This window comes from Aquibium microcysteis (assembly GCF_014495845.1).
Lineage (GTDB): Bacteria > Pseudomonadota > Alphaproteobacteria > Rhizobiales > Rhizobiaceae > Aquibium > Aquibium microcysteis.
In genome coordinates, this window is the sequence record NZ_CP061080.1 from 213,280 (window position 1) to 235,626 (window position 22,347).

Genomic DNA, 22,347 nt, shown 5'->3' on the forward strand with positions numbered 1-22,347 from the left:
CCTCATCGGTCGGGCAGGGGAACGAGCGTGGTTTCCGCATGGCTGAAGCGGCGCAGCCCCGTCCGCGAGATGCGCAGGCGCGTCGAGCAGTTGGGGTCCGGGCAGGCGATATCGGCGTCGGTCGTCATCCAGTCGTTGGCGTGCGTCGGCCGCTGCTTGGCTGCCAGCAGCGGCAGCACGGAGGCCAGCGAATAGATCGAGATGCCCTGGCCGGGCGGCAGATACAGCATCTCGCCGCGCAGCTCGAAATGGTCGCCCGGTTGCGCCCCGCACAGGATCGGTCCGCCCTCCGGCGCCACCACCTCGACGCGCAGATCGTAGAGCTCGAAGCTATCGTCCCGCGCCTCAGCCATTGGCCGCCTTCCTCGCGCTCGCCTCGGCATCGAGCCGCCCGCGGATCAGGTTGAAGGACTGCGTGATGTCGTCGGTGAGCGCCGCGAGCGCAGCCTCCGCATCGCCGCGCTCCAGCGCCTCGATCAGTTCCCAGTGATGATGCACGGCGGAGAATTCCGGATTGTCCTGGTAGACGCGTGCCGCCACCCGCACATAGGGTCCCGACTGCAGCCACAGGCTCTCGACGATGGGCAGCAGCACCGCCGAGCCGGCCGCGCCGTAGATGGCGAAATGGAAGGCGTGGTTCAGCTCCGACGTCGCCTGCGCCTTGTCGGGCGCCGTCCCGCCGAACGCGGCCTCGCAGGCCCGCGTGAGCTCGCGGATGCGCGCGAAATCCGCCGGCGTCAGCCGGCCGATCGCCAGCCGGACGAGTTCCCCCTCGACCAGCACGCGGGCGCGGGCGAGATCGTCGAGCCGCTCGCGGGTGATGATCGGCACCCGCACCGAGCGGCTCGGAAGCGCCTCCAGCGCCTGTTCTGAGACCAGCCGGGCCAGCGCCTCGCGCACCGGCATCGTGCTCGTCTGCAAGGTGTCGGCGAGCTCCTGGATGCGCAGGATCTCGCCGGCGTCGAAGACGCCGTGGATCAGCGAACCGCGCAGTTCGCGATAGACGCGCTCCTGCAGCGAATCCCGCACCACCGGGCCGAGGACGCCGCGCGAACCGCGCTCCGATGAGCCATCGCCGCGCGGGGCCAGAGATAGGGGTCGTTCCCGTCTGTCGTCAGCCATGGAGCATGCCTCGGTCCGGCCTCTCCGCATTTTCTATCTTGCGAGGCTGCCGACGGTCAATATAGTTTGATCAAAGATCAGAGATCGGAAATGTCTGATCAACAGTCGAAGGGTGCGCATGCAATCGCTGCACGGCTCCAGGCAGGCATCGGCGCGGGAAGGAGCCTCGGTGATCGAGGCCGCCGGCGTCGTGAAGGCGTTCGGCGGCCTGCGTGCCGTCGACGGAATGTCGCTGTCGCTCGCCCATGGTGAGATGGTCGCGCTGATCGGCCCCAACGGCGCCGGCAAGACGACGATGTTCAACCTGATCGCCGGCAGCCTGCGGCCCGATGCGGGATCGATCCGGGTCGACGGCGTCGACGTGCAGGGGGAGGGGCCGGAGCGCCGGATCGGCCGCGGCGTCGGCCGCACCTTCCAGATCCCGCGGCCCTTTGCCGACATGTCGGTTCTGGAAAACGTGCTCGCCGGCGCGCAGGCCCAGCTCGGCGAAAGCATGTGGATGAACTTCCTCGCTCCCGGCCGCGTCGCCGCGCAGGAGCGGGCCGCCGTCGAGAAGGCGCGAGAACTCCTTGCCTTCGTCACGCTGGACCGGTTGGCGCTGGAGCCCGCGCGGGTGCTGTCGGGCGGCCAGCGCAAGCTGCTGGAACTCGCCCGCATCCTGATGGCCGATCCCGGGGTGATCCTGCTCGACGAGCCGGCCGCCGGCGTCAATCCGGTGCTGCTCGACCTGCTGATCGACCGCATCGTCGCCCTCAACGCGGACGGCAAGACGATCCTCCTGATCGAGCACAACATGGACATGGTGGCCCGGCTCTGCGGCCGCGCGGTGGTCATGGCGGCTGGCAGGCTGCTGGCAGAAGGCCCACCGGCCGAGATCGCCCGCGATCCGGCGGTCGTCGCCGCCTATCTCGGGGACGTCGCATGACGCCCGCGGCCGACGCCGAAATCGTGCTGGCGACCCGCGCGCTGGTCTCCGGCTACGAGCGCGACCTGCCGATCGTGCGCGGCGTCGACATGGCGGTGCGCAAGGGCGAGTTCCTGCTGCTGCTCGGGCCGAACGGGGCCGGCAAGTCGACGCTGGTCAAGACCATCGCCGGCCTCGTGCCGGTCCATTCCGGCACCGTGCTGCACCAGGGCGCCGACGTCACCGCGATGCCGCCGCATCTGCGCGTCCGCCATGGCCTCGCCTTCGTGCCGCAGACCGAGAACGTCTTCTCCACCATGACCATCCACGAGAACCTGCTCGTGGCGGCGCAGGTGCTGCCGAAGGCACGGCGCGCCGGGCGCATCGCCGACCTCTGCGCGATGTTCCCGGACCTCGCGCGCCTGAAGGCGCTGCGCGCCGGCCAGTTGTCGGGCGGGCAGCGCCAGATGCTCGCGGTCGCCCGTGCGCTGATCGTCGAGCCCTCCGTCCTGATCCTCGACGAGCCCTCGGCCGGCCTCGCGCCGAAGGTCGTGCAGGAGGTCTTCGCCAACTTGAAGGCCATCAACGCCGCCGGCGTGACCACCGTGCTGGTCGAGCAGAACGTCAAGGCGGCGCTCGCCATCGCCGACCGCGCCATCGTCCTCGTCGAGGGCGAGGTGCGCCTGGAAGGCGATGCGCGCACGCTCGGCGACGATGCGGTGATGGCCGAACTCTATCTCGGGTCGCGGCACCGGCCGGCGGAGGCACGCCCATGACCCCGCAGGTTGTGATGGACGGGCTGGTGGCCGGCGCCATGATCGGGCTCGGCGCCATCGGCATCACGCTGACCTATTCCATCCTGCGCTTCTCCAACTTCGCCCATGGTGAGTTCCTGTCCTGGGGGGCCTATCTCGTGCTCGCGCTGGCGAGCGGGCTCGGCTTTCTCGCCGGCGGCCCGGGCAGCCCGCTCGGCCCCTTCTCTTTCGGCTGGACGCTGCCGGTCGCGCTGGTCGCCGGCATCGTGCTCACCGCCGGCCTGGCGCTCGTGGTCGATGCCCTGCTGTTCGGCCCGCTGCGCCACCGCGGCAGCGCCGTCATCATCCTCGTGATGGCGAGCTTCGGCGCGGCGCTGACGCTGCGCAGCCTGCTTGAGTTCGTCTTCACCTCGAAGCCCGTCTATTTCACCGACGCCCTGCAGATCGCCCGACCGCTCGGCTTCGGCCTGCGCGCCACGCCCGACCAGATGCTGGCGCTCGGCCTCGCGACCGTCCTCGTCGTCGCGATCCACCTGCTCATGACCCGCACCGCCATCGGCCGGTCGATGCGGGCGGTGAGCGAGAACCGCCAGCTCGCCGGCATCGCCGGCATCGACGTGCGCATGGTCATCCGCACCGTCTGGATCTTCGGCGCCGGCCTCGCCTGCGTCGCCGGCGTCATGTCGGGCCTGCTCGTCCAGATCCGGCCGCAGATGGGCCTCGACCTCCTGCTGCCGCTCTTCGCCGCAGCGATCCTCGGCGGCATCGGCTCGGTGCCGGGCGCCATGATCGCCGGCCTGATCGTCGGCCTCGCGGAGGCGATGACGGTGCAGCTGATCGGTGCCGAATGGCGCGCCGCCGTCGCCTTCGTCATCCTCGTCGCCATCCTGCTCTTGCGCCCGCGCGGCCTGTTCGGGAGACCGGAATGATCGATCTCCTGAGCTACGGCGCATTCTTCCTCTCGGTGGCGCTCACCTATGCCATCATCAGCCTCGGTCTCAACGTGCAATGGGGCCAGACCGGTCTGTTCAACGTCGGCATTGCCGGCTTCGTCGCCGTCGGCGCCTACGTCTCGGCGCTCATGACCACGCCGGCCGCCACCGACCATCTCGGCGGTTTCGGCCTGCCGATCGCCGCCGGCTGGCTGGGGGCTGCCGTCGCCACCGGCTTCGTGACCTTCCTCGTCGGCGCGCTCACCATCCGCCTGCGCTCCGACTATCTGGCCATCGCCACCTTCGGCGCCGCGGTGGCCATCCATCTGTGCATCCTGAACCTGCAGTCCGTCACCGGCGGCCCCTTCGGCATCGGCTTCATTCCGCGCGCCTTCGCCGGCCTCGCCGACCGGCCGGTGGCCTTCAGCCTCGCCAATCTGGCGCTGCTCGCCGCGGTGGTCCTGGCGCTCTATCTCGCGCTCGAACATCTGGCCCGCAGCCCCTGGGGCCGCGTTCTGCGCGCCATCCGCGAGGACGAGCCGGCAGCACTCGCGCTGGGCAAGAGCGCGGTGCGCTTCCGCCTGCAGGCCTTCGCGCTCGGCGGCGCCATCATGGGGCTCGCGGGCGCCACCCAGGCGCATTTCATCGGCTACATCGCCCCCGACAACTATCAGCCGATCCTGACCTTCCAGGTCTGGGCGATGCTGATCGTCGGCGGCTCCGGCAACAATCGCGGCGCGATCCTCGGCGCACTCGTCGTCTGGGGCATCTGGGCGCTGTCGGCGTCGGCCGTCGCCTCCCTGTTCCCGGCCGAGCAGCAGGCGCGCGCCGCCTCCCTGCAGATCGTGATGATCGGACTGGCGCTCTGCGCCATCCTGCTCTGGCGTCCGCGCGGCATCCTCGGCGAGGCCCGCATCCTGTCCCGCCACGTGCTGCGTCCCCCGTCCCCTGCGGCGCCCGCGCCAACCACCACCAGCGAGACCTGACATGAACGCACGCCCCGAACGCACCCGGCTCGCCGGTTCGCTCGACATCAGCCGGCTGGTCTGCGGCCTCTGGCAGGTCGCCGACATCGAGAAGGACGCCGCCCCGCTCGATCCCGACGCGGCCGCCGACGCGCTCGGCGCCTATGCCGCGGCTGGCTTCGACACCTTCGACATGGCCGACCACTACGGCAGCGCCGAACTGATCGCCGGCCGGCTGCTCGCCCGCCATCCCGGGCAGGGCCGTCCCGTCGCGATGACCAAGTGGTGCCCCGAACCCGGCCCGATGACGCCGGACGTGGTCCGCCGCGGCGTTCAGGAACGGCTCGACCGGCTCGGCGCAGCAAAGGTCGATCTCTTGCAGTTCCACTGGTGGACCTTCGAACATCCGGCCTGGCTGGATGCGCTGCATGCGATGGCGGAGCTGCGGCGCGAGGGCTTGATCGGCGAGATCGGCGTCACCAATTTCGACGCCGCGCATCTGGAACTGGCGCTCGCCGACGGCATCCCGCTGGTCAGCAACCAGGTGTCCTTCTCGCTCGTCGACCGCCGCGCCGCCGGCGAACTCGCGGCGCTGTGCCGGCGCAGCGGCGTGCGGCTCTTCGCCTATGGCACGCTGTGCGGCGGCTTCCTGTCGGAGCGCTGGCTCGGCCGTCCCGAGCCGGAGACGATCCCCGACTGGAGCCGGTCGAAATACAAGCGCTTCATCGACGAGGCCGGCGGCTGGGCCGCCTTCCAGGGCATCCTGCGGGCCGCCTCGGACATCGGCCGCAGGCACGGCGTCTCGGTCTCCAACGTCGCGACCCGCTGGGTGCTGGAACACGACGCGGTGGCGGCGGCCATCATCGGCGCCCGCCTCACCGAGAGCGAGCACCGTGACGACAACCTGAAGATCTTCTCCTTCGCGCTCGACGGCGCCGACCACGCCCGTCTCGCCGAGGCCTTTGCCGCCACCCGGCCGATCCCGGGCGATTGCGGCGACGAGTACCGCCGTCCGCCGTTCCTGACCGCTTCCGGCGACCTCTCCCACCACCTCGGCTCGATCCCGTCGGTCTTCGAGGCGGTCGAGGTGCCCGGGCGCCCGGGCCGCCTGCGGGCGTCGTCGGGCAGCATCTGGGAGGGCATCGCCGGCTACAGCCGCGCGGTCAGGGTCGGCGACCGCATCCTCGTCTCGGGGACCACGGCCACCCATGGTGCCGACCGCTGTGTGGCGCCGGGCAATCCGGGCGCGCAGACCACCTACATCCTAGACAAGATCGCCGCCTCGCTGAACGCGCTCGGCGGCACGATGGAGGACGTGGTGCGCACCCGCATCTACCTCCGCGACGCCGCCAGGTGGGAGCCCGTCTCGCGCGCCCACGGCCGCGTCTTCGGCGAGATCCTCCCTGCCAACACCCTCGTCGAGGTGGGCGCCCTCGTCGGCGACTACGAGGTCGAGATCGAGGCGGAGGCGGTCGTGGCGGGCTGAGGCGGCCATCGCGGGCGGCATTGCCCTGCGCCACGGGCCACGGCGATGCGCATCCGGGACGAACAGGTCCCGGCCTGCGCCTGCCGACGGGGTCTACGCGCCGCGGAACCGCAGGGCGTCGTCCCGCCGTTCCGTCAGGGCCGACGACGCGCAGCCCGTCAGGTGATCGACGAGCCAGAAGGGCTTCACCCCGTCGCGTGGATGATGGATCGGCGACCATTCGGCGGGATCGAGCGCCCCTCCGTCCGACCGGTCCGCGGCCTCCAGGCCGAGTTCGTCCTTCGCCGCGGCCGCGAGGGGGAAACGACGGTTCCGGTCGAACGCCGAGACCTGCGGATACGACCAGTTCGGCTGGTCGAGACGGGGCAGGAGCCAGCCCAGCGCCCCGCGCAGCGAGCGGTGATCGGCACCTTCGCAGCCCCACAGGTCGCAGCCCACCGTCTTTGCCAGCCGCGCCAGGTTGACCCAGCTCTGCAGGTTGAAGCTCGCACGGTGCGCGGACGTCTGCCGCGTCAGTTCCCCCGGCTGGCTGCCGTCCGGCGCGAATTGCGCGAGCATGCGCGCCTTCGCCGACCGCATGGTGGCCGACAGCGCTCGCATGTCGCCGAGATAGGCGGCGATGGCGGCGACCTGGAGGTCGAAGCACGTGCCGTGATTGTTGGGGGCTGCGCGTTCGGCGGCGCCTTGCGGGCCGGTTTGGATCCAGTCGAGATAGGTCGCGAGCCAGGCGCGGAACCGGTCCTCCGCCGCATCGTCGAGCGCTCCCGACGCGTGCATGAGCCGGACCGCGTCGAGGAAGAAATAGAGGTCCTTCAGGTCGATGAGGCCATAGCCGACGGCATGCCTGGCGATCGGCTCCGGCCGCCAATGCGCGAAGGTCAGATGCGGGTTCATCCGCGTCTGCGGATCGACGAACCAGCAGCGCAGCATGGCCGCGGCATGCTCGGCGAACCGTCGTTCTCCGGTGACCCGCCAGGCCAGCGCACACACGGTCGCATCGTCGAAGAAGCGCTGCAGGCGCGTGCGGTCATAGCGCTCGCTGTGCGGCGAATAGAGCTCGGTTCCAGGAATGCGCTCGCCATCGCGCCGGACGTAGGGCAGGCCGTCGGCGGTGGCCGGGTTCGGCCACCAGAACGGCGCCGGGTTCCAGTAGTCGTGGGGATCGCCGCTCGGGGGCAGGGTGGTCTTGTCGACGACCGACTGCAGGCCGCGCAGGATCCCCGCTTCGCCCGCCTGCACCAGCGCCTCGCGCCACCGCGCCGCGATCGAGCCGTCGGGTGCCGCCGCCAGGCGATCGAGCGCCGCGTCGTCATAGGCGGTGAGCCGGTCCCGCCTCCAGTGTCGCGCCAGTGCCGCATGGTCGAGTTCGTCGAGCGTCGCCACGATCGCTTCGTTGCGTGCCAGTTCGCGTCCCGTCTGGCTCGACCTCGACGGCGCTTCCAGGTGAGAGCGGCCGGACGGGAGACGGGACACCCAGCCGGCCGTCCCGAACTCTGCACCGCGTGGCGTGCGCTCCGGCCGCGGGACGTCCCAGACGTCGTCGCGCGCGAGGTCCCAGTCGCCGGGGATCCCCAGTCTCCAGAACAGCGAGACCTTCGGCCGGCGTCCGTAGGGGAAGGCTTCGTCGAAGGATTCCTCCGCATCCGACCTGAAGATCACCTGCGGCTCTTCGGTCGCGAGATGGCTGAGATCGGCGGTCGTCGCCGCCTCCGTGTCCGACAGCCGCGCCATCGGCACCTGAAAATACTTGAGATAGGGGCGCGACGTGACGTCCGCGACGAGCCTGTCCCAGGCGATCTGCGACAGGAAGCAGTTGCCGTCCCAGGGGAGGACCCATTTCGCCCGGCCACGCCCGTCGTTCAGCGCGGCGTTGCGCGCGCCGTTGTTGTTGATCGCGTAGTTGATCTTGTGGCGCCGCAGGCGCGTCTCGAGGCGCATCCGCATCCGTTCCGAACAGTCCATCGGGGCCAGCCAGAAGGCCGGGTCCGCGAAGCCGGAGAAGTCCCAGTCCTGCCGGGCGTATTCCTCCGGGTCGAAGCGGATGTGCAGATAGGTCTGCCCGGCGCGATCCAGGAGGTCGAGGATCGACGCTTCCGTTTCCGGATCGATGATCCGGTTCACCACCCAGCGTTTCTCGCAGCCGGCGAACCGGGGTTCGTTCTCGAGGATGAAGCGGACGTTGCGCAGCGACTGGCCGGGTTCGTGCCGCGGATGGAGATCGTTGCCGACGATGCGGTAGAGCACGAACGTGTCGGGCACGTCGTTCAGGCCGCGTGCGGCATACTCGGCGCGGAGCGCCGCGATGTCGGGCTTGGCCGCAGGCAGGCGCTCCGGCTTCGGCCGTTCCCAGGCCCTGTCCGTCTCGCTGCGGACCATTTGCGGCCCGAACATCCCGAGGTCGCCGATCCTCGATGCGAGAAGGGTCGGCGGCGAAAGATCGACCAGTGCCGCCCCACCCCATTTGCGCCACAGCAGCATGAAGCGTGCGCGGAAATGGCCGAGGCCTGCCGGGTCCTGGATATGCTCGGGGACGAAGTGTTCGACGATGAAGCCCCTGCGGCGGAAGCCCGCGTGATCCGGCCAGTCGGTGAAGCAGACCGGCAGGAAACCGGGTGTCTCCCGCTGCCGGGCCGCGAGGTGGTCGAGCGCGATCCGGATGCCTTGCGCATCGAGTCCGAAGAGCGCCACGACCGTCACCGGCGCAGCCGTCGCCTGGTCCGGGACGAGCCAGCCTGGACGCGGGCGCAGAGGGGTTCGTACCTCCTCGATGGCGGGCCATGTGTCGGGCAGGAGCGCGCGCAGCGTCACGGTCGGCGGAGTCTTCTCGGGAATCAGGGTAATGCGGCGCGCGGCGCGTCCCGCGCCGTCGTGAGCGTCGAGAACGCCGAGCATCGCGTCGAGAGCCCGATAGTGGGCCGCCTGCCGTTCGGACAGGAGAGGCGGCGACGTTCGTCTCCTGCTCATGCAGCGCTCAGCAGTTCGGCTATGGCGCCGGCTGCCCGCTCCGCGCCGTTGGGTCTGCGCAGCAGCGCGCATTTCTCGCGGATGACCGCTCGCGCGCGGTGATCGAGCATCACCGCGCACACCGCCGGCAACTGGAAGAGCTTGTCCTCCGGCAGTTCCAGCGCCGCGCCCATGTCCTGTGCGTAGCGCGCCCGTCCTCTCTGGTCGTCGACCGCCGCGTGCGTGGTCGCGATGAAGACGGTCGGCACGCCGAAGGCGATCGCCTCGTGAAAGCTGTTGTACCCGGCTGCGGAGATGCAGAAATCGAAGGCCCGGAGATAGCGGCTGAGAGGATAGGCGCTGACGACGGTGGTGTCCGGCCAGAGCGACAGAGGGGCGATGGCGTTCGCCCACTCGGCGATGACGATCTGCAGGCCGGCGAACGTGCGCAGGCACCGCACCACCCGATCGACCAGGGTGACCACGTCGCGATGAGCCCCCGCGCCCAGTTGGACCAGCACCGCTTGTCTCGACGGATCGAGCCCGAGAAGCCGGGCGGCCTCCTCGCGGTCGAGCAGATCGCCGGGGTCGAGCAGCGTTACCGGATCGATCTGAAGCGCCTCGTGCCGGAGAGACGCCGTGGCGCCCCTGTCGCGTTCGGCGGCGATCTCGCCGGGCTCGATGATGAGGTCGAAATGCTCCGCATTCGAGAGGTATGGGGAGGCGAGGGGGCCGTTCATGCCGCGCCTCACCCAGGCCAGTCGGCAGGGTGCCTGCGCCTGTGCCGCCTCGACGATGCCGGGTGTCGGATTGTTGCCGTCGAAGACGAGCGCTTCCGCCTCGTAGGCATAGATCAGCCGTTCCAGTTCGCTGCGCAGCCAGCGGTCCCACAGCCGTGGATCCGCGCCGGTGTCCGACAGCGAAGGGATGTACTCGCTCGGATAGCCGGAGCCGCGCAGCAGCGGCAGGGCCTGCGCGTGGGATACGAAGATCGGTTCGAAACGTCCTGCCGATCGGTTCGCGATGGCCAGCAGCCGCGACACGTGACCCAGTCCCACCCCGTTCGACGCGAGGAACAGGACGCGGCGCGTGCGGGGCCGTGGCCGCGTTGCCGTCGCCGGCAATGCCGGGGACCGTAGATCCGCCAGCCGGGTCACCCGCTCGACGTGGAGCTCCCTTGGGAATTGGCGCGTCGCCGACAGGGCTGCGCGTTCGAGCACGTCCGGAAGACCGGGCCTTTCGAGGATCGAGATCGCCGCCTGGAACAAGTCGCCGCATTCGCCGTAGACCGGGCCGTCTCCGAGATGGTGGCGAAGATGGGGCAGGGTCGCGACGACGCAGCCCTTCGTCAGAGCGATGCCGAGCACGCTGTCGGGAACCGTCCCGGGCATCCCGGCCGGGGCGTAGACGAGCGCGTCGAGCCCGTCGAGAAAGGCATCGATCGTCATCGCGCCGCGTTCGCGGACGCGCCACGCGTCCGGAATCGTGTCGCGCGACAGCAGGGATGCCGGCGGCCTGCCCAGCAGGCGGATGTCGACGCTGCCGTCGGCCGGCAGCAACGATGCAAGCGCTTCGGCACGGTCCGGCCAATGCGCAGCCCCGCCGAAATCGATATGGCCGATGGTGAAGCGGCCGTTTCCGCGCCGCGCTCGCTCGCGTCCGAGGGGTGTGCCGACGGGCGGTCGCCAGTCGATCTCCTCGACGTCGATGGGAAGCCCGAGCGCGTCGACGGCCGCACGAACCCAGCGATTGGTGGGTGCCCAGACGATCGGCGCGCGCGCGAGCCCCATCAATCGGCCGAGCGTGTCGCGATCGGGGGAGCGGTCGTGCACGAGCACGATCCGCTGCGTTCGCAGATTGGCGAGCGTCGCCGGGAGCGGGGCGAGCGCCGTCGGCGCATGCACCACCAGGAGCCGCGTGCTGACCGGCTGATCGAGCTCGACGATCTCGGCAAGGCGTTCGCGCAGGCACCGATGGATGTCCGGGACGATCCGGCGGCCCGGTGCCGAGGGAAGATGCAGCAGCCCGGTGCGGAGACCCATGTCCCACTGGACTGCGCATTCGGCAGCGACGCGTGCGCCCGTATCCTCTGCCGAAGCGAAATCCGCGGCGAGGACGACGTCGAAATCCCCCAAGGTCCACCTCCGGGACCGGCACGTCGCCCAAGCGAGCGTAGGGTGCCGGCGGAAAGCTACTCGTTACTCGTTCCCGAAAACCCGGACGTCGTGGACCGGGAGGCTGCCGATCGCAGTCAGTACGGCCCCATCATGCTCGCATAGGAAGTCACGTCCATGGCGAACATGTCCGACGGACCGCCGTCGACCTGTCCTAGAAGGATGATCTTGCGCGTGATGGTTCCGACCATGGGGTCGGTCGGATTGATCGAGAGAAGGGTGTGAAGTTCGTCGCGAAGCGCATCCGCGGAGGTCAGGGCCTCGATCCGGGCCAGGCCGACGTCGCTGTCGACCACGTATTCCACCGCAACTGCCGTTTCGATGCCCGCGGCGAGCGAGAGCGCGGCCAGTGCCGCCGCCAGTCCGATCTTGCTGTCCATTCCCCCAACCTTTCCCAATGCCCATGGTTGATTCTATTCTACAATTGCAACTCGATGCCGTAAAATCGAACCCTTGACAAGGGACATGGACGAACGTCGCGCCTCCCGGTCATGCCGCCGACTCCAGGTCGGTCACGGCTGTACGCCGCAATGGACAAGGCGCCGGCCACGTGCAATCTGCGGCGGACGCAGTTCGTCGGGACCCGAGGGGCCGGAGAGGGTATCGGATGCCGGAACATCAGCCGAGTGCCAACCTGACCGATGCGATTCTGGCGCTCGCGAACCGCGAAGCCGACCGTCCGGCCGTCGTTCAGGGATCGCGCAGCCTGAGCTTTTCCGACCTCATGGCGCAATCGGCGAAGCTCGCGCGCGCGCTGCGGTCTCGCGGCGTCGGCGCCGGCGGCCAGGTGGGCATCGCGCTGCGGGACGGCATCGACAACACGACCGCGCTCTTCGCCTTGTGGATGCTCGACGCCGTGGCGCTGCCGATCGACTTCCGCGCACGTGCGGAAGAGCGCGGCCGTCTCGCGGAGGAATTCGATCTCGCCTTCATCATCGAGGATCGCGATCTCGGCGCCGGAGCCTACCCGACCATCGTCTGGAACGCCGACTTCGCCGAACTCGTCGCGCGGCAGCCGGGGACACCGCCGATCGAACACCGGTCGGGCGCGCATCCGGCCACGATCTCGCTGACGTCGGGCACGACGGGTCGGCCTGCCGGCGTCGTCCTCGGCCATGCCGAACTGTTCGAGCGCTGCAGGAGCGGGCTGATGCTGCGCAGGCCCCAAGGTGCCTCGCTCGGCGGCCGCTTCCTCAACGCCTACCCCCTGTCTTTCTCGGCGTCCCGGCACCACACGCTGCGACAGCTTCTGCAGGGGGCGACGGTTCTCTTCCATCCGCCGACCTTCGGTGCCCACGAACTCGCCGAACGGGTGCGGCGGGAGAACGTCACTTTCCTGTTCGCCGTTCCGGCGACCGTTTCGGCCATGCTCGACGCCGTAGGGGAGGGGGACCGCCCTTTCCTGCCGACGCTCGAGACGCTCTATTGCGGCGGCTCCGGCATGAGCGCCGCCGACAAGATCCGCGCCTACCGCCGCCTCACCCCCGGCTTCCTCCACTGCTTTTCCGCCAGCCTCTCGGGCACCGTCTCGATTCTGGAAGGTGAGGACCTGCTCGCGCGGCCCGACACCGAGGGGCGCATCCTGCCCTCCGTGTCGGTCGAAATCGTCGACGATGCCGACCGCCCGGTCCCCACAGGCGAGGTCGGGATACTCCGGGTGCGTTCGGTCGGGATGGCCAGCCAGCTCTACCGGGGCCGCGACAGGGTGGCGGGTGATCGCATCCGCGACGACTGGGCCTATACGGGCGACCTCGCGCGGCTGAGCGCGGACGGTTTCCTCACCGTCGTCGGACGGACGTCCGACCTCATCATCCGGGGCGGCGCGAACGTCCACCCGGGCGAGGTCGAGGCAGCCATCGCCCGGCGGGCCGGCGTGCGCGACGTGGCCGTCGTCGGCTATCCCGATCCCGTCCTGGGCGAGGAGATCGCGGCCTTCGTCGTGACGGACGGCAGCATCGGCGAGCCCGAGCTGGCCGCCCATTGCCGCATCGAGCTGCAGCCGGACAAGCGGCCGCGCCGCTTCGTCCTGGTCGACGCGCTGCCGCGCAACGCCAACGGAAAGGTCCTTCGGACAGACCTCAGGACGCGGCTGTCGCCGTAACGGCGCCCGCGGCTGCCCGCGTTTCCGTCCCGGACGACGTGAATGGCGGCGACATGGCCGTTTCGCGCGCCAGTTCGCCGCCGAGCAACAGGGTCTCCAGGGCAGCAGCGACATGGCTGGATTCGCCGCCGATCTCGTTGTGCCTGCCGACGAGCACGTAGACGCTGCGGTTGGGCAGGAGATGTTCCCACGCCCCGTCCCGCTTGAGGAAGCTCTTTGCGCGTCCCTCGGAGGCCAGGATATGCGCGCGGATGCCGGAGGGCCGCGGCCATGCATGCCGATACGTGGCGGTCAGCCAGGCGCGCGGCCAGTCCTTCAGGCCCGCATTGCGGTAGAGTGCCTTCTTTTCCATGCCGAGCAGCTTCCTCAGACTGCTGCTCATGTTGGCGATGGCGCGCGCACGAAGCCACAGCGGTTCGAGGAAAGGATCGGTTTCCGACAGCCTGCCCGTGCTGCCGAAGAGGATCAGCTTCGCGCGCCAGCTTGCGGCATTCGCCTCGACCATGCGGAGGGCGCGATGCCGGTGTCGGAGCGAGCGCGGCAGGCCAGGGTCCAGCAGCACGAGTCCGCCGAGCGTGCGCCCCCTTTGCTCCAGGAGGTTCGCCATTTCCAGGGCGATGAGCCCCCCCATGCAGAACGAAGCCAGTCGCACGGGGCCATGCGGCTGCTCGCGTTCGATCTGGTCGACATAGGCCCTTGCGATCTCCGGCACGCTGCGCGGAAACGGTGCGTCGCCGCGGATCCCCGGCAGTTCCAGCATGACGACGCGCGCCCCGCTCGTCATGCCGGCCTTGAACGTCGGGCGGAGCACCGTGTAGCCGCCGCGGCCGTGGACGATGAAGAAGGTCTCGCGGGCAGCCGCCCCGGCCTGCGGTTCCTGCGTCGCGCCCGACAGATGCGCTGCAATGGCGCGCGGAGTGCCGCTTTCGAAAAGTCCCGAGATCGGGAAGACCTGTCCCGTGATCCGCAGGATTTCCATGCTGATCTGCTCGCCGAGCAGAGAATCGCCTCCAAGATCGTAGAAGTCGTCATCGGCACCCACGGGCATGACGCCCATGACGCGAGAGAATATGTCGGCGATCTGCGTCTCGGTTCCAGACGATGGATACACGAAAGGGTTGCGCAGCCGCAGAGATTCGCGCGTGATCGATTTTTCCGTGTGTTCAGTCATCTGCGGTCGCCTGGATGTGTTTCTTTCGGGCCGAACGTGTCCTAGCATCCTCCGCCACGCAACGGTATTCCTTTGGAAAGCCGGCTTTTTCACCATCGACGGGACTTGATATCCATGTTCATCCGCTTCGCAGCGACACTGATCCTCTCGGCGACGGCCATGATCTGCGGCGCGCGCGCCGAACCCGTGACGATCGCCTCGGCCGCGCAGGGCTCGTCGACCTACAACATCGCGCTCGCCGTCGCCCGCGCCGCCGGCGAGATCGGCGGGCTCGACCTGCGTCCGCAGCCCTACAAGAGCACCAGCCAGGGGGCGGCTTTCGTCGACGGCGGCGAGGTCGACTTCGGTCTGGAGAACGCCTTCGCGGTTCGCGAGGCGATGCTGGGGCTCGGCCGGTTCGAGGGACAGAAGATGTCCAACCTGCGGCTGGTCGCCCGGCTCCAGCCGCTGCGCATGGCGCTCGCCGTCCGCAAGGACAGCGGCATCCGCAGCTTCGACGACCTCAGGGGAAAGCGCCTTCCAGCCGGCTTCCGTGCCGCCGTCACCGGCGAACTGCTGATCTCGGCGATGCTGGCCAATGGCGGCCTGAGCTATGACGACGTCGAGAAGGTGCCGGTGAACGACTTCACGGCCATGGCCGACGCCTTCGCGGCCGGACAGCTCGACGCCTACATCTTCGTCATCGGCACGCCGCGCGACGAGCAGGTATCCCGGACGGTCGGCGGCCTCGTGCCGATGCCGTTCGACGATGGCGCGGAAGCCCTGGCGAAGCTGAAGGACGTTCTTCCGGTGGCCTCGCTCGGCCGCCTGCAGCCCGACCCGTCGCTGGTCGACATCGACAAGGAAACGGTCGTCCTGGAGTATGACTACTTCGTCTATACCCATGCCGGCGAGGCGGACGACACCGTCCGCAGGATGGTCGAGAGCCTTCACGGCGGCAAGAACCTGATGGTCCAGTCGGTCGCCAGCATGGCCTGGTTCGACCCCGCCCGCATCAACGCCGACATCGGACTTCCCTACCATCCCGCCGCCGAGGCTTTCTTCCGCGAGAAGGGACTGTCGAATTGAAGCATACGCCTGCAAGGCAGGCGATCTCGGTTGCCTCCGCGGCCGCAGCTACGCTCGTTGCGGCCCTGCCGGTCCTCTGGGCGGTCGACCCGGGCCGCGCACTGTCCATGCGCTTCGTCGGCGAGCAGTTTCTCAGCGTCCTGCTCGCCTGCTCCATCGTCTTCGTCCTGCTCGAGGCGGCCCGCCGCGCGCGACCTGCTGCGGCGACCGTCCTCGTCGGCGGCTCGCTGATCGCCATTGCGGCCGGCGCCTTTCTCGTCGTGCATTTCGGCAGCGACGCCGCGCTGTTCGTCCGGCCCACGCCGTCGATTCTGGCGGTCTCGCTCGCCGTCATGGCAACCGTCACCTGGGCGCTCGGACTGGCCTCCGGGCGCGCGATGGTGGTGCTGGTCGGGGCCACGCTTGCGGTGGGCTACCTCGCGCAGTTCATGGGTGCGCCGTTCGACGCCGCACCCGTCACCGCTGCGCGGTACGTCTCCTACATGGTCGTCGGCGGCGATGCCTTTCTGGGGCAGGCACTCGCCGTCATCGGCGGCACGGTCACCGTCTTCATCCTGTTCGGCGCGATGTTCGAAGCCTCCGGCGGGGCCGCGGCACTCGACGTCCTGGCGCTCAGGCTGGCCCGGGGCGGCAGCGGAGTCGCCATCAAGGCGACCATCATCTCCTCGGCGCTGTTCGGCACGGTTTCGGGCAGCGCCACCTCCAACGTGCTGACCTCGGGAAACGTCACCATCGGCGGGATGCGGCGCATGGGGGTGCCCGCGCCCCAGGCGGGCGGCATCGAGGCGCTCTCCTCGACGCTCGGCCAGCTGACGCCGCCGGTGATGGGCGCCGCCGCCTTCCTGATGGCCGACGTCAGCGGCATCCCTTACGGCACGATCGCCCTTTCGGCCGCCGTACCGGCGACGATCTGCTATGCGATCATGCTTCTGCATGCCGGCCGCTACGGCCGCCGGATCGAGGCGGAGCGCGAGCCGGAACCGTCCGGTCTGCCGTCGGCAGGGCCGCTGCGATGGTCGATGCTCTGGCATCTGGCGCCCTTCGCGGCGATCACGGTCGTCATGACCGCCGGCGACCGCGCGACGGCGATGGCCGGCGTCATGGGCGCGGCGACCGCAGCGATGGTGGGCATCCTTCTGGCCGGTCCGCGCGGCTTTGCAGCGCGCCTGCTCGCGGTCCTGCCGCGAACGGCGCGTGCCATGGCCACGCTGGTTCTGGCCGGGTCCGGCCTCGGCGTGGTGGTGGGCGCACTGAACCTCACCGGGCTCGACGTCAGCCTTGCGCTCGGGCTGATCCATGTCGGCGAGAAGAGCCTGTTCCTCTCGCTCGCGCTCACGGCGCTCGCCGCCCTCGTACTCGGCGCGGGGCTGTCGACGAGCGGCGTCTACATCGTCGTGGCGACGCTGCTCGTCCCCGGCCTCGTGAAGCTGGGCGTCGAGCCGATCGCGGCACACATGTTCGTGCTCTATTTCGGCGTGGTGGCGATGATCACGCCGCCGGTAGCCTTCGCGGCGCTGGCGGCGAGCAGCATTTCGGGGGCCAGGTTCGCCGAAACCGCTTTCGCGGCCATGCGTTTCGGCTGGTTTCTCTACGTGCTGCCCTTTCTTCTGGTGTTCTTCCCGGGTCTCCTTCTGGCGGCCCCGCCGGCGGAAACGGCCGCCACTCTGGCGGCAGCCGCCGCTGTGCTGGCGGTGGCCTGGTGGATGCTCGCGCGGCGGCCCCCGGGGCGGCGGACGGCCGCGCACGACCGGCTCGCGGCGCCGGACTGACCGCGCCGGCCGCGGGCGTCGGCCAGTGTCTTCACGCGGCCTGGCGGGACGAAGCGGCGACCTCGCGCATGGCGCCGTCGAAATTGACCAGGGCGCCGTCGCCGCCGAAGCCGAGGGCTTCGATCACACGCCCGATCAGGATCGTGTGGGTTCCGGCATCGTGCCGCCCGGCCGGCTCGCAGAGCAGCGTCTGGAGCGCGCCGTCGAGCACCGGCGCCGAGGCTTGCGTCCAGCGGCCGATCTCGAATTTCCGCGTGCCGCTCAGCCCGGTCGCCCCGGCAAAGGCCATCGCGACATCGGTCTGGCGGGAGGCCAGGATGTTGACGCTGAAGGCGGGAGCTGCGGTGATCGGATCGTGGCAGGACGCCGTCCGGTTGAGGCAGACGAGCACCAGCGGCGGTTCGGCCGAGACCGACGTGACCGAGGAGACCGTCATGCCGTGGCGCTCCTGGCCCGAACCGGTGGCGACGATGCAGACGCCGGCCGCATGGAGGCGCATGGCCTGCCTGAAGCGCGTGGGGTCCATCCCGTTATTCCTCCCGAACGTCGATATGGGCGCGGATGGCGCCGTCGGACGCCAGCCAGCCGCGGTCGGCGGCGAAGGCCAGCATGGCATCGAAGCGGGCGTTCCAGGCCTCGTCGCTTTTCCGGCCGGCCAGCCTGCGCACGGCCTGCGGGAACACCCACGCGTGCGTGCCGCCGTCGATCCTGGCGATTCCATCCAGTGCCTTCTGCAGGCCCGGCGCCCCGCCGGACCCGACCGCGACGGAAAACCGGTCGAACGCGTCCGGCGCCTGGAGCCGCACCGGCGCGGCGCGCGAGACGACGATCTCCATCGGTTCAGGCTGCCGCGGAGCGGGCCGTGGCGGGCGCCTTCGCGGGCGTGCCGAGAGCCTTCTTGATGGCCGGGATGATCCGGTCGCCCCAGAGTTCGATCTGCCGCAGCATCGTCTTCTGGTCGACGTCGCCGAGCTGGGTCTGCAGCGCGATGTGGCGCGGCTTCAGGATCTCGATCTCCTCCAGCATCTTGTCGATCACGCGGTCGACCTCGCCGACGGGCAGGTTCTCGCGCATGTCGTCGAGGCTCAGCTCCTGCTGCAGCGGTACTTCCTGCATCAGATAGCCGTCGTCGGTCTCCTGGCGGCGGTCGCGCAGGCTCTCCGACAGGCGGCGGGCGAAGCGGGCGCTGTCGAGATAGCGGTCGATCTCGGCCCGGTCGTTGCTGGCATAGCCGCAGCGCAGGAAGCCGAACTTCGTGGCGTCGACGTCGACGCCGGCCGACTCGGCCGCCTCCACCATCTTTGCGCGGAGGCCGCGGATGGCGTCGTTGCCGCCGAGCAGCGCCGTGATGAAGAGGTTGTGGCCCTCGCGCATGGCGCGGGCGCGAACCACCGGATTGCCGGTCGTCACCCAGATGGGCGGCATCGGCTTCTGGACGCAGCGCACGTTGAGGCTGCTCGGCGGGATGTCGAGAATCTTGCCGTGATACTCGAAGGTTTTCTGGGTCAGGGCCAGCGGGATCAGGTCCAGGTACTCGGCGAACATCTTGCCGGCCTCTGCCAGATCCGTGCCGAAGCGCTCGAACTCGAACTGCTGGTAGCCCGAGCCGATGCCCAGTTCCAACCGGCCGTTCGACAGCGTGTCGACCAGTCCGACCTCGGCCAGGAAACGCGGCGCCTGGTAGAGCGGCAGCACGCAGACGGCCGGGCCGACCCGGATGGTGGACGTTTTCGCCGCGGCATGGGCGCACAGCATCAGCGGCGAGGGCGAGAGCGAGTAGTTGTTGAAATGGTGTTCGGCATACCATGCCACGTCGAAACCGGCCTGTTCGGCCGCGACGGTCTGCTCGATCGAATTGTGGATCACGTCGAACGACGACTGGTCGTAGCTGCGCTGCTGCGCGAGCAGGAAGACACCGAATTCCATACCATCTACCTCCCTTGGCATTCGTCAGGTGTGGTTACGGTAGGTCGTTGCGCATTTCGGCACTATTGATTAAGTTCGCGCCTCACCTTTCAGGAAAATGCAAAAATCCGCATGGACAAGCTGCGCGCGATGGATCTGCTGGTCGCCACCGCCCAGAGCGGCAGCTTCTCGGCGACCGGGCGGCGCTTCGGCATGTCGACGGCCAGCGTCTCGCGGCGCATCAGCGAGCTCGAGGAACATCTCGGCGTCACGCTCATCCACCGCTCGACCCGCAATCTGGCGCTGTCGGAGGCTGGAGAGGCCTATGTCGCGCAGGCGCGGGACATCCTCGCCTCCGTCGCGCGCGCCGACGCGGGCATCTCGGCGCTGCAGGAGGCGCCGAAGGGCGTGCTGCGCATACATTCGCGCATCATGTTCGGCGTCACCTTTCTCGCCCGGACGCAGGCGGGATTCGCCGCCATGCATCCCGACCTGACGGTGGAACTGCACCTGTCGGAACGGCCGGCCCGGCTGCGCGAGGACGGGTTCGACATCGATTTCAGGATCGCTCCGCCGCAGGAGAGCGGGCTGGTGCGGCGGCGCCTCCTGTCGAGCCAGCGCATCCTCGTTGCCGCGCCGGCCTATCTGGACGCCGCGCCGCCGCTCGCCTCGCCGCTGGACCTTGCCGCACATCGCTGCCTCGCCTACTGGCTCGGAGCCGATCCCCCCTACTGGCGGTTCCGGCTGGACGGCGCCGACGTCGAGGTGCCGGTTCCGAGCAACTTCGCGACCAACAACGGCCAGGTGCTGCTGATCGCCGCGCGGGAGGGGCATGGCATCGCGCTTCTGGACGACTATACCGTGGCGGCCGACATCGCGGCCGGTCGCCTCGTGCGCGTCCTTCCGCACTATCGCGTGACGAACACCACCTTCGACGAGGGGATCTTCGCCACCTATCTCGAGACACCGTACGTGCCGGCCAAGATCCGCGTCTTCCTCGACCATGTGGTCGCGGAACTGCCGCGGCGGCTGGGTCGCATGCCGGAGGGGAACGCCGGCGGCGGACGCGCATGAGGTTGGGTGCGAAGGCCGCAGTCGCCAGCCCCGAGAACCGGGCGTCTGCGGGCGATTCCGGCTGCATGGCGCCTTGAGCGGCTTCGGGCGGGAGGCTAAGGTCGCTGACCAGGCGGTCAGCCTGCATCATGGCGACAGGGCATTCAGAGGATGATGGACGTGAGCGAAGATCTCGATGCGCGCGCGGCCGATGCTCAGACCAGCGATCGGGCACGCTCGCTGCTCGATATCGGAGCCAGGATCTTCGCGGAGAAGGGGTACGAGGCGACCTCGATGCGCGACATTTCCAGTGCGGCCGGCGTGTCCAAGGCGCTGCTCTACCATCACTTCGCCAGCAAGGAAGACATCTACGCGCGGATCTCCTTTTCTGCCACGGAGAAACTCTACTCCTTCGTCGAGGAACGCATCCCCGCGGAGGGCAGCGCCGCCGAGAAGGTGCGTGCCTTCATGGTCGCGGCGACGACCTTCTTCTCGGACCATCGCTCGGCCTGGATCGCCGCCAGCAACGCCTTCTGGTCCGATCCCGACCGGCACCGGCTCGAGACGCGCATCGCCAGGCGCCGCCAGTTCGAACGCAGGCTGCGCGACCTGATCCGCGAGGGGGTGGAGAACGGCGAGTTCAATGCTGTCGATCCGGCCATGGCCGGGCGGCTGATCCTGTCGGGCATCAACTGGATGCACCGCTGGTACGATCCCGAGAAGGGCCTGACGGCGGAAGAGATCGTCAACCAGTATGCCGACATCCTGCTTGGCGGGCTCCACAAGCGCTGACGCCAAAGCATGTCTCCCGCCGGTGGGCACCCGTTCTGGCGAAAGACATGCGCCATCGACCGAAAACGTGCGGGGGGAAGCCGGACGATCGCCACTCGCCACGGGACGACACGGGCGCCCGAATGCGGAGAGGCCTCGCCGGTTGTGCCGGGCGAGGCCTCCAGTCTCGGCGATCGCTGAAGGGCCGAAGGCTCAGTCGTCGAGCGCGATGTTGTTCTTCGAGATGACGCTGCCCCAGAAGTCGACGTCCCAGTCGAGCTGGGCCTTCATCGCATCGGGTCCGCCGACTTCGGGCGTCATGCCGGCATTGATCATCTTCTGCTGCAGCGTTTCGACGCTGACGGCCTTCTGCAGCGCCGCGGCGACCCGGTCCTTCTCCTCCTGCGGCGTTCCCGCCGGAGCGACGAGGCCGAACCAGAACGACGACACGAGCTGCGGATAACCGAGTTCGGTGACCGACGGGATGTCCGGATACTGGTCCATCCGCTTCTCGGTGGAGATCGCGATGATGCGCAGGTCGCCGGACTCGACGTGCTTGATCAGCGAGATCGGGGTCGAGAAGTTCAGTTCCACCTGCCCGCCGATCTGATCGATGATCATCTCCGGGTTCGCCTTGTAGGCGACGGGCACCAGTTCGGTACCGAGAACGTCCTGCAGCACCATGCCGAAGAGATGGGTCACGCTGCCGGGGCCGAGCATGGCATAGCGCAGCGGCTTGCCCGACTCGCCCCAGGCCTTGAGGCCTTCGATCGTATCCACGCCCATCTTGGCGGGGACGGCGATCGTCAGCGGGCCGCTGAACATGGTGCCGACCGGCTCGAAGGACTCCATGCTGAAGGGCAGGTTCTTGCGCAGCAGCACGTTCAGCGACAGCGGACCGGTGGCGCCGACGAGATAGGTGAGGCCGTCGGGCTTGGCCGCGGCGACGTAGGCTGCGCCGATGATCCCGTTCGAGCCCGGCTTGTTCTCGATGATGACCGGCTGGCCCAGTTCCGCGCTCATGGTGTCGGCCATTTCGCGCACGAGGCCGTCGATGAGGCCGCCGCCGCCATAGGGGATGACCAGGCGGATCGGGTCGTCCGCGGCCGATGCGGTCATCGGCGCGAAGGCCAGGCCGGCCGTCAGGCCCAGCGCGGCCATGGCGGTTCTACGGTTGAAAAGTCTCATGTCCAGAACTCCTCCCTTGGATCGACGGCGGGTTCCATGA

At 69.2% G+C, this 22,347-nt stretch carries 20 protein-coding genes; 10 read left to right on the forward strand and 10 right to left on the reverse strand.

Going from position 1 to position 22,347, the window contains the following annotated elements:
- Nucleotides 1-2: 2 nt before the first annotated feature.
- Nucleotides 3-353 carry a TIGR04076 family protein gene (locus IAI54_RS00970; RefSeq protein ID WP_187970587.1) on the reverse strand — a complete coding sequence of 117 codons (351 nt, stop codon included), beginning with the start codon at nucleotides 351-353 and terminating at the stop codon, nucleotides 3-5.
- A complete protein-coding gene (locus IAI54_RS00975; RefSeq protein WP_187970588.1) occupies nucleotides 346-1,122 on the reverse strand; it encodes a GntR family transcriptional regulator in 777 nt (258 codons plus the stop codon). Before IAI54_RS00975 ends, IAI54_RS00970 begins: the two co-directional genes overlap by 8 nt.
- Nucleotides 1,123-1,240: 118 nt before the next feature.
- Between IAI54_RS00975 and IAI54_RS00980 the strand changes: the two genes are divergently transcribed.
- The 5 genes from IAI54_RS00980 to IAI54_RS01000 are packed head-to-tail and all read left to right on the forward strand — an operon-like array spanning nucleotide 1,241 to nucleotide 6,164.
- Nucleotides 1,241-2,047 (forward strand): ABC transporter ATP-binding protein, encoded by an 807-nt coding sequence (locus tag IAI54_RS00980; RefSeq protein WP_187970589.1) that lies wholly within the window; start codon nucleotides 1,241-1,243, stop codon nucleotides 2,045-2,047.
- A complete protein-coding gene (locus IAI54_RS00985) occupies nucleotides 2,044-2,802 on the forward strand; it encodes an ABC transporter ATP-binding protein (protein ID WP_187970590.1) in 759 nt (252 codons plus the stop codon). The genes IAI54_RS00980 and IAI54_RS00985 overlap by 4 nt, the downstream gene beginning before the upstream one ends.
- A complete protein-coding gene (locus tag IAI54_RS00990; protein ID WP_187970591.1) occupies nucleotides 2,799-3,710 on the forward strand; it encodes a branched-chain amino acid ABC transporter permease in 912 nt (303 codons plus the stop codon). Before IAI54_RS00985 ends, IAI54_RS00990 begins: the two co-directional genes overlap by 4 nt.
- Nucleotides 3,707-4,699: a branched-chain amino acid ABC transporter permease gene (locus IAI54_RS00995; RefSeq protein WP_187970592.1), complete on the forward strand. Its 993-nt coding sequence runs from the start codon at nucleotides 3,707-3,709 to the stop codon at nucleotides 4,697-4,699. Before IAI54_RS00990 ends, IAI54_RS00995 begins: the two co-directional genes overlap by 4 nt.
- A gap of 1 nt (nucleotide 4,700) precedes the next feature.
- Nucleotides 4,701-6,164: an aldo/keto reductase gene (locus IAI54_RS01000; protein WP_187970593.1), complete on the forward strand. Its 1,464-nt coding sequence runs from the start codon at nucleotides 4,701-4,703 to the stop codon at nucleotides 6,162-6,164.
- Between the two features lie 93 nt (nucleotides 6,165-6,257).
- Here IAI54_RS01000 and IAI54_RS01005 read toward each other — a convergent pair whose 3' ends face one another.
- The 3 genes from IAI54_RS01005 to IAI54_RS01015 all read right to left on the reverse strand — a co-directional run bounded on the left by IAI54_RS01005 (nucleotide 6,258) and on the right by IAI54_RS01015 (nucleotide 11,661).
- Complete coding sequence (locus tag IAI54_RS01005) at nucleotides 6,258-9,128, reverse strand: alginate lyase family protein (protein ID WP_187970594.1); 2,871 nt, start codon at nucleotides 9,126-9,128, stop codon at nucleotides 6,258-6,260.
- A complete protein-coding gene (locus tag IAI54_RS01010; protein WP_187970595.1) occupies nucleotides 9,125-11,242 on the reverse strand; it encodes a glycosyltransferase in 2,118 nt (705 codons plus the stop codon). Before IAI54_RS01010 ends, IAI54_RS01005 begins: the two co-directional genes overlap by 4 nt.
- 116 nt (nucleotides 11,243-11,358) lie before the next feature.
- Nucleotides 11,359-11,661 carry a hypothetical protein gene (locus IAI54_RS01015; protein WP_187970596.1) on the reverse strand — a complete coding sequence of 101 codons (303 nt, stop codon included), beginning with the start codon at nucleotides 11,659-11,661 and terminating at the stop codon, nucleotides 11,359-11,361.
- A gap of 227 nt (nucleotides 11,662-11,888) precedes the next feature.
- On the opposite strand from IAI54_RS01015, the gene IAI54_RS01020 reads away from it, so the two are divergent.
- Nucleotides 11,889-13,382, forward strand: coding sequence for a class I adenylate-forming enzyme family protein (locus IAI54_RS01020; RefSeq protein WP_187970597.1), 1,494 nt, complete (start codon nucleotides 11,889-11,891; stop codon nucleotides 13,380-13,382).
- Here the strand turns inward: IAI54_RS01020 and IAI54_RS01025 are convergent.
- A complete protein-coding gene (locus tag IAI54_RS01025) occupies nucleotides 13,360-14,649 on the reverse strand; it encodes an alpha/beta fold hydrolase (protein ID WP_187970598.1) in 1,290 nt (429 codons plus the stop codon). The genes IAI54_RS01020 and IAI54_RS01025 overlap by 23 nt on opposite strands.
- Before the next feature lie 18 nt (nucleotides 14,650-14,667).
- On the opposite strand from IAI54_RS01025, the gene IAI54_RS01030 reads away from it, so the two are divergent.
- Both IAI54_RS01030 and IAI54_RS01035 read left to right on the forward strand, forming a co-directional pair.
- On the forward strand, nucleotides 14,668-15,621 hold the full coding sequence (locus tag IAI54_RS01030; RefSeq protein WP_187970599.1) for a TAXI family TRAP transporter solute-binding subunit: 954 nt from the start codon (nucleotides 14,668-14,670) through the stop codon (nucleotides 15,619-15,621).
- Nucleotides 15,618-17,390, forward strand: coding sequence for a TRAP transporter permease (locus IAI54_RS01035; RefSeq protein ID WP_187970600.1), 1,773 nt, complete (start codon nucleotides 15,618-15,620; stop codon nucleotides 17,388-17,390). The genes IAI54_RS01030 and IAI54_RS01035 overlap by 4 nt, the downstream gene beginning before the upstream one ends.
- A gap of 31 nt (nucleotides 17,391-17,421) precedes the next feature.
- Here the strand turns inward: IAI54_RS01035 and IAI54_RS01040 are convergent, their stop codons facing one another.
- Genes IAI54_RS01040 through IAI54_RS01050 form a run of 3 tightly spaced genes read right to left on the reverse strand, consistent with a single transcriptional unit; the run spans nucleotide 17,422 to nucleotide 19,316 of the window.
- Entirely contained in the window at nucleotides 17,422-17,916 is a 495-nt protein-coding gene (locus IAI54_RS01040; RefSeq protein WP_187970601.1) for a flavin reductase family protein, read from the reverse strand.
- Nucleotides 17,917-17,920: 4 nt separating this feature from the next.
- Nucleotides 17,921-18,226: a hypothetical protein gene (locus IAI54_RS01045; protein ID WP_187970602.1), complete on the reverse strand. Its 306-nt coding sequence runs from the start codon at nucleotides 18,224-18,226 to the stop codon at nucleotides 17,921-17,923.
- A 4-nt stretch (nucleotides 18,227-18,230) separates the two neighbouring features.
- Complete coding sequence (locus IAI54_RS01050) at nucleotides 18,231-19,316, reverse strand: LLM class flavin-dependent oxidoreductase (protein ID WP_187970603.1); 1,086 nt, start codon at nucleotides 19,314-19,316, stop codon at nucleotides 18,231-18,233.
- Between the two features lie 111 nt (nucleotides 19,317-19,427).
- Between IAI54_RS01050 and IAI54_RS01055 the strand changes: the two genes are divergently transcribed.
- Both IAI54_RS01055 and IAI54_RS01060 read left to right on the forward strand, forming a co-directional pair.
- On the forward strand, nucleotides 19,428-20,369 hold the full coding sequence (locus IAI54_RS01055; RefSeq protein ID WP_187970604.1) for a LysR family transcriptional regulator: 942 nt from the start codon (nucleotides 19,428-19,430) through the stop codon (nucleotides 20,367-20,369).
- Between the two features lie 159 nt (nucleotides 20,370-20,528).
- Nucleotides 20,529-21,140: a TetR/AcrR family transcriptional regulator gene (locus IAI54_RS01060; protein ID WP_235679213.1), complete on the forward strand. Its 612-nt coding sequence runs from the start codon at nucleotides 20,529-20,531 to the stop codon at nucleotides 21,138-21,140.
- Nucleotides 21,141-21,332: 192 nt separating this feature from the next.
- Here IAI54_RS01060 and IAI54_RS01065 read toward each other — a convergent pair whose 3' ends face one another.
- Entirely contained in the window at nucleotides 21,333-22,307 is a 975-nt protein-coding gene (locus IAI54_RS01065) for a Bug family tripartite tricarboxylate transporter substrate binding protein (RefSeq protein WP_235679214.1), read from the reverse strand.
- Nucleotides 22,308-22,347: the final 40 nt, after the last annotated feature.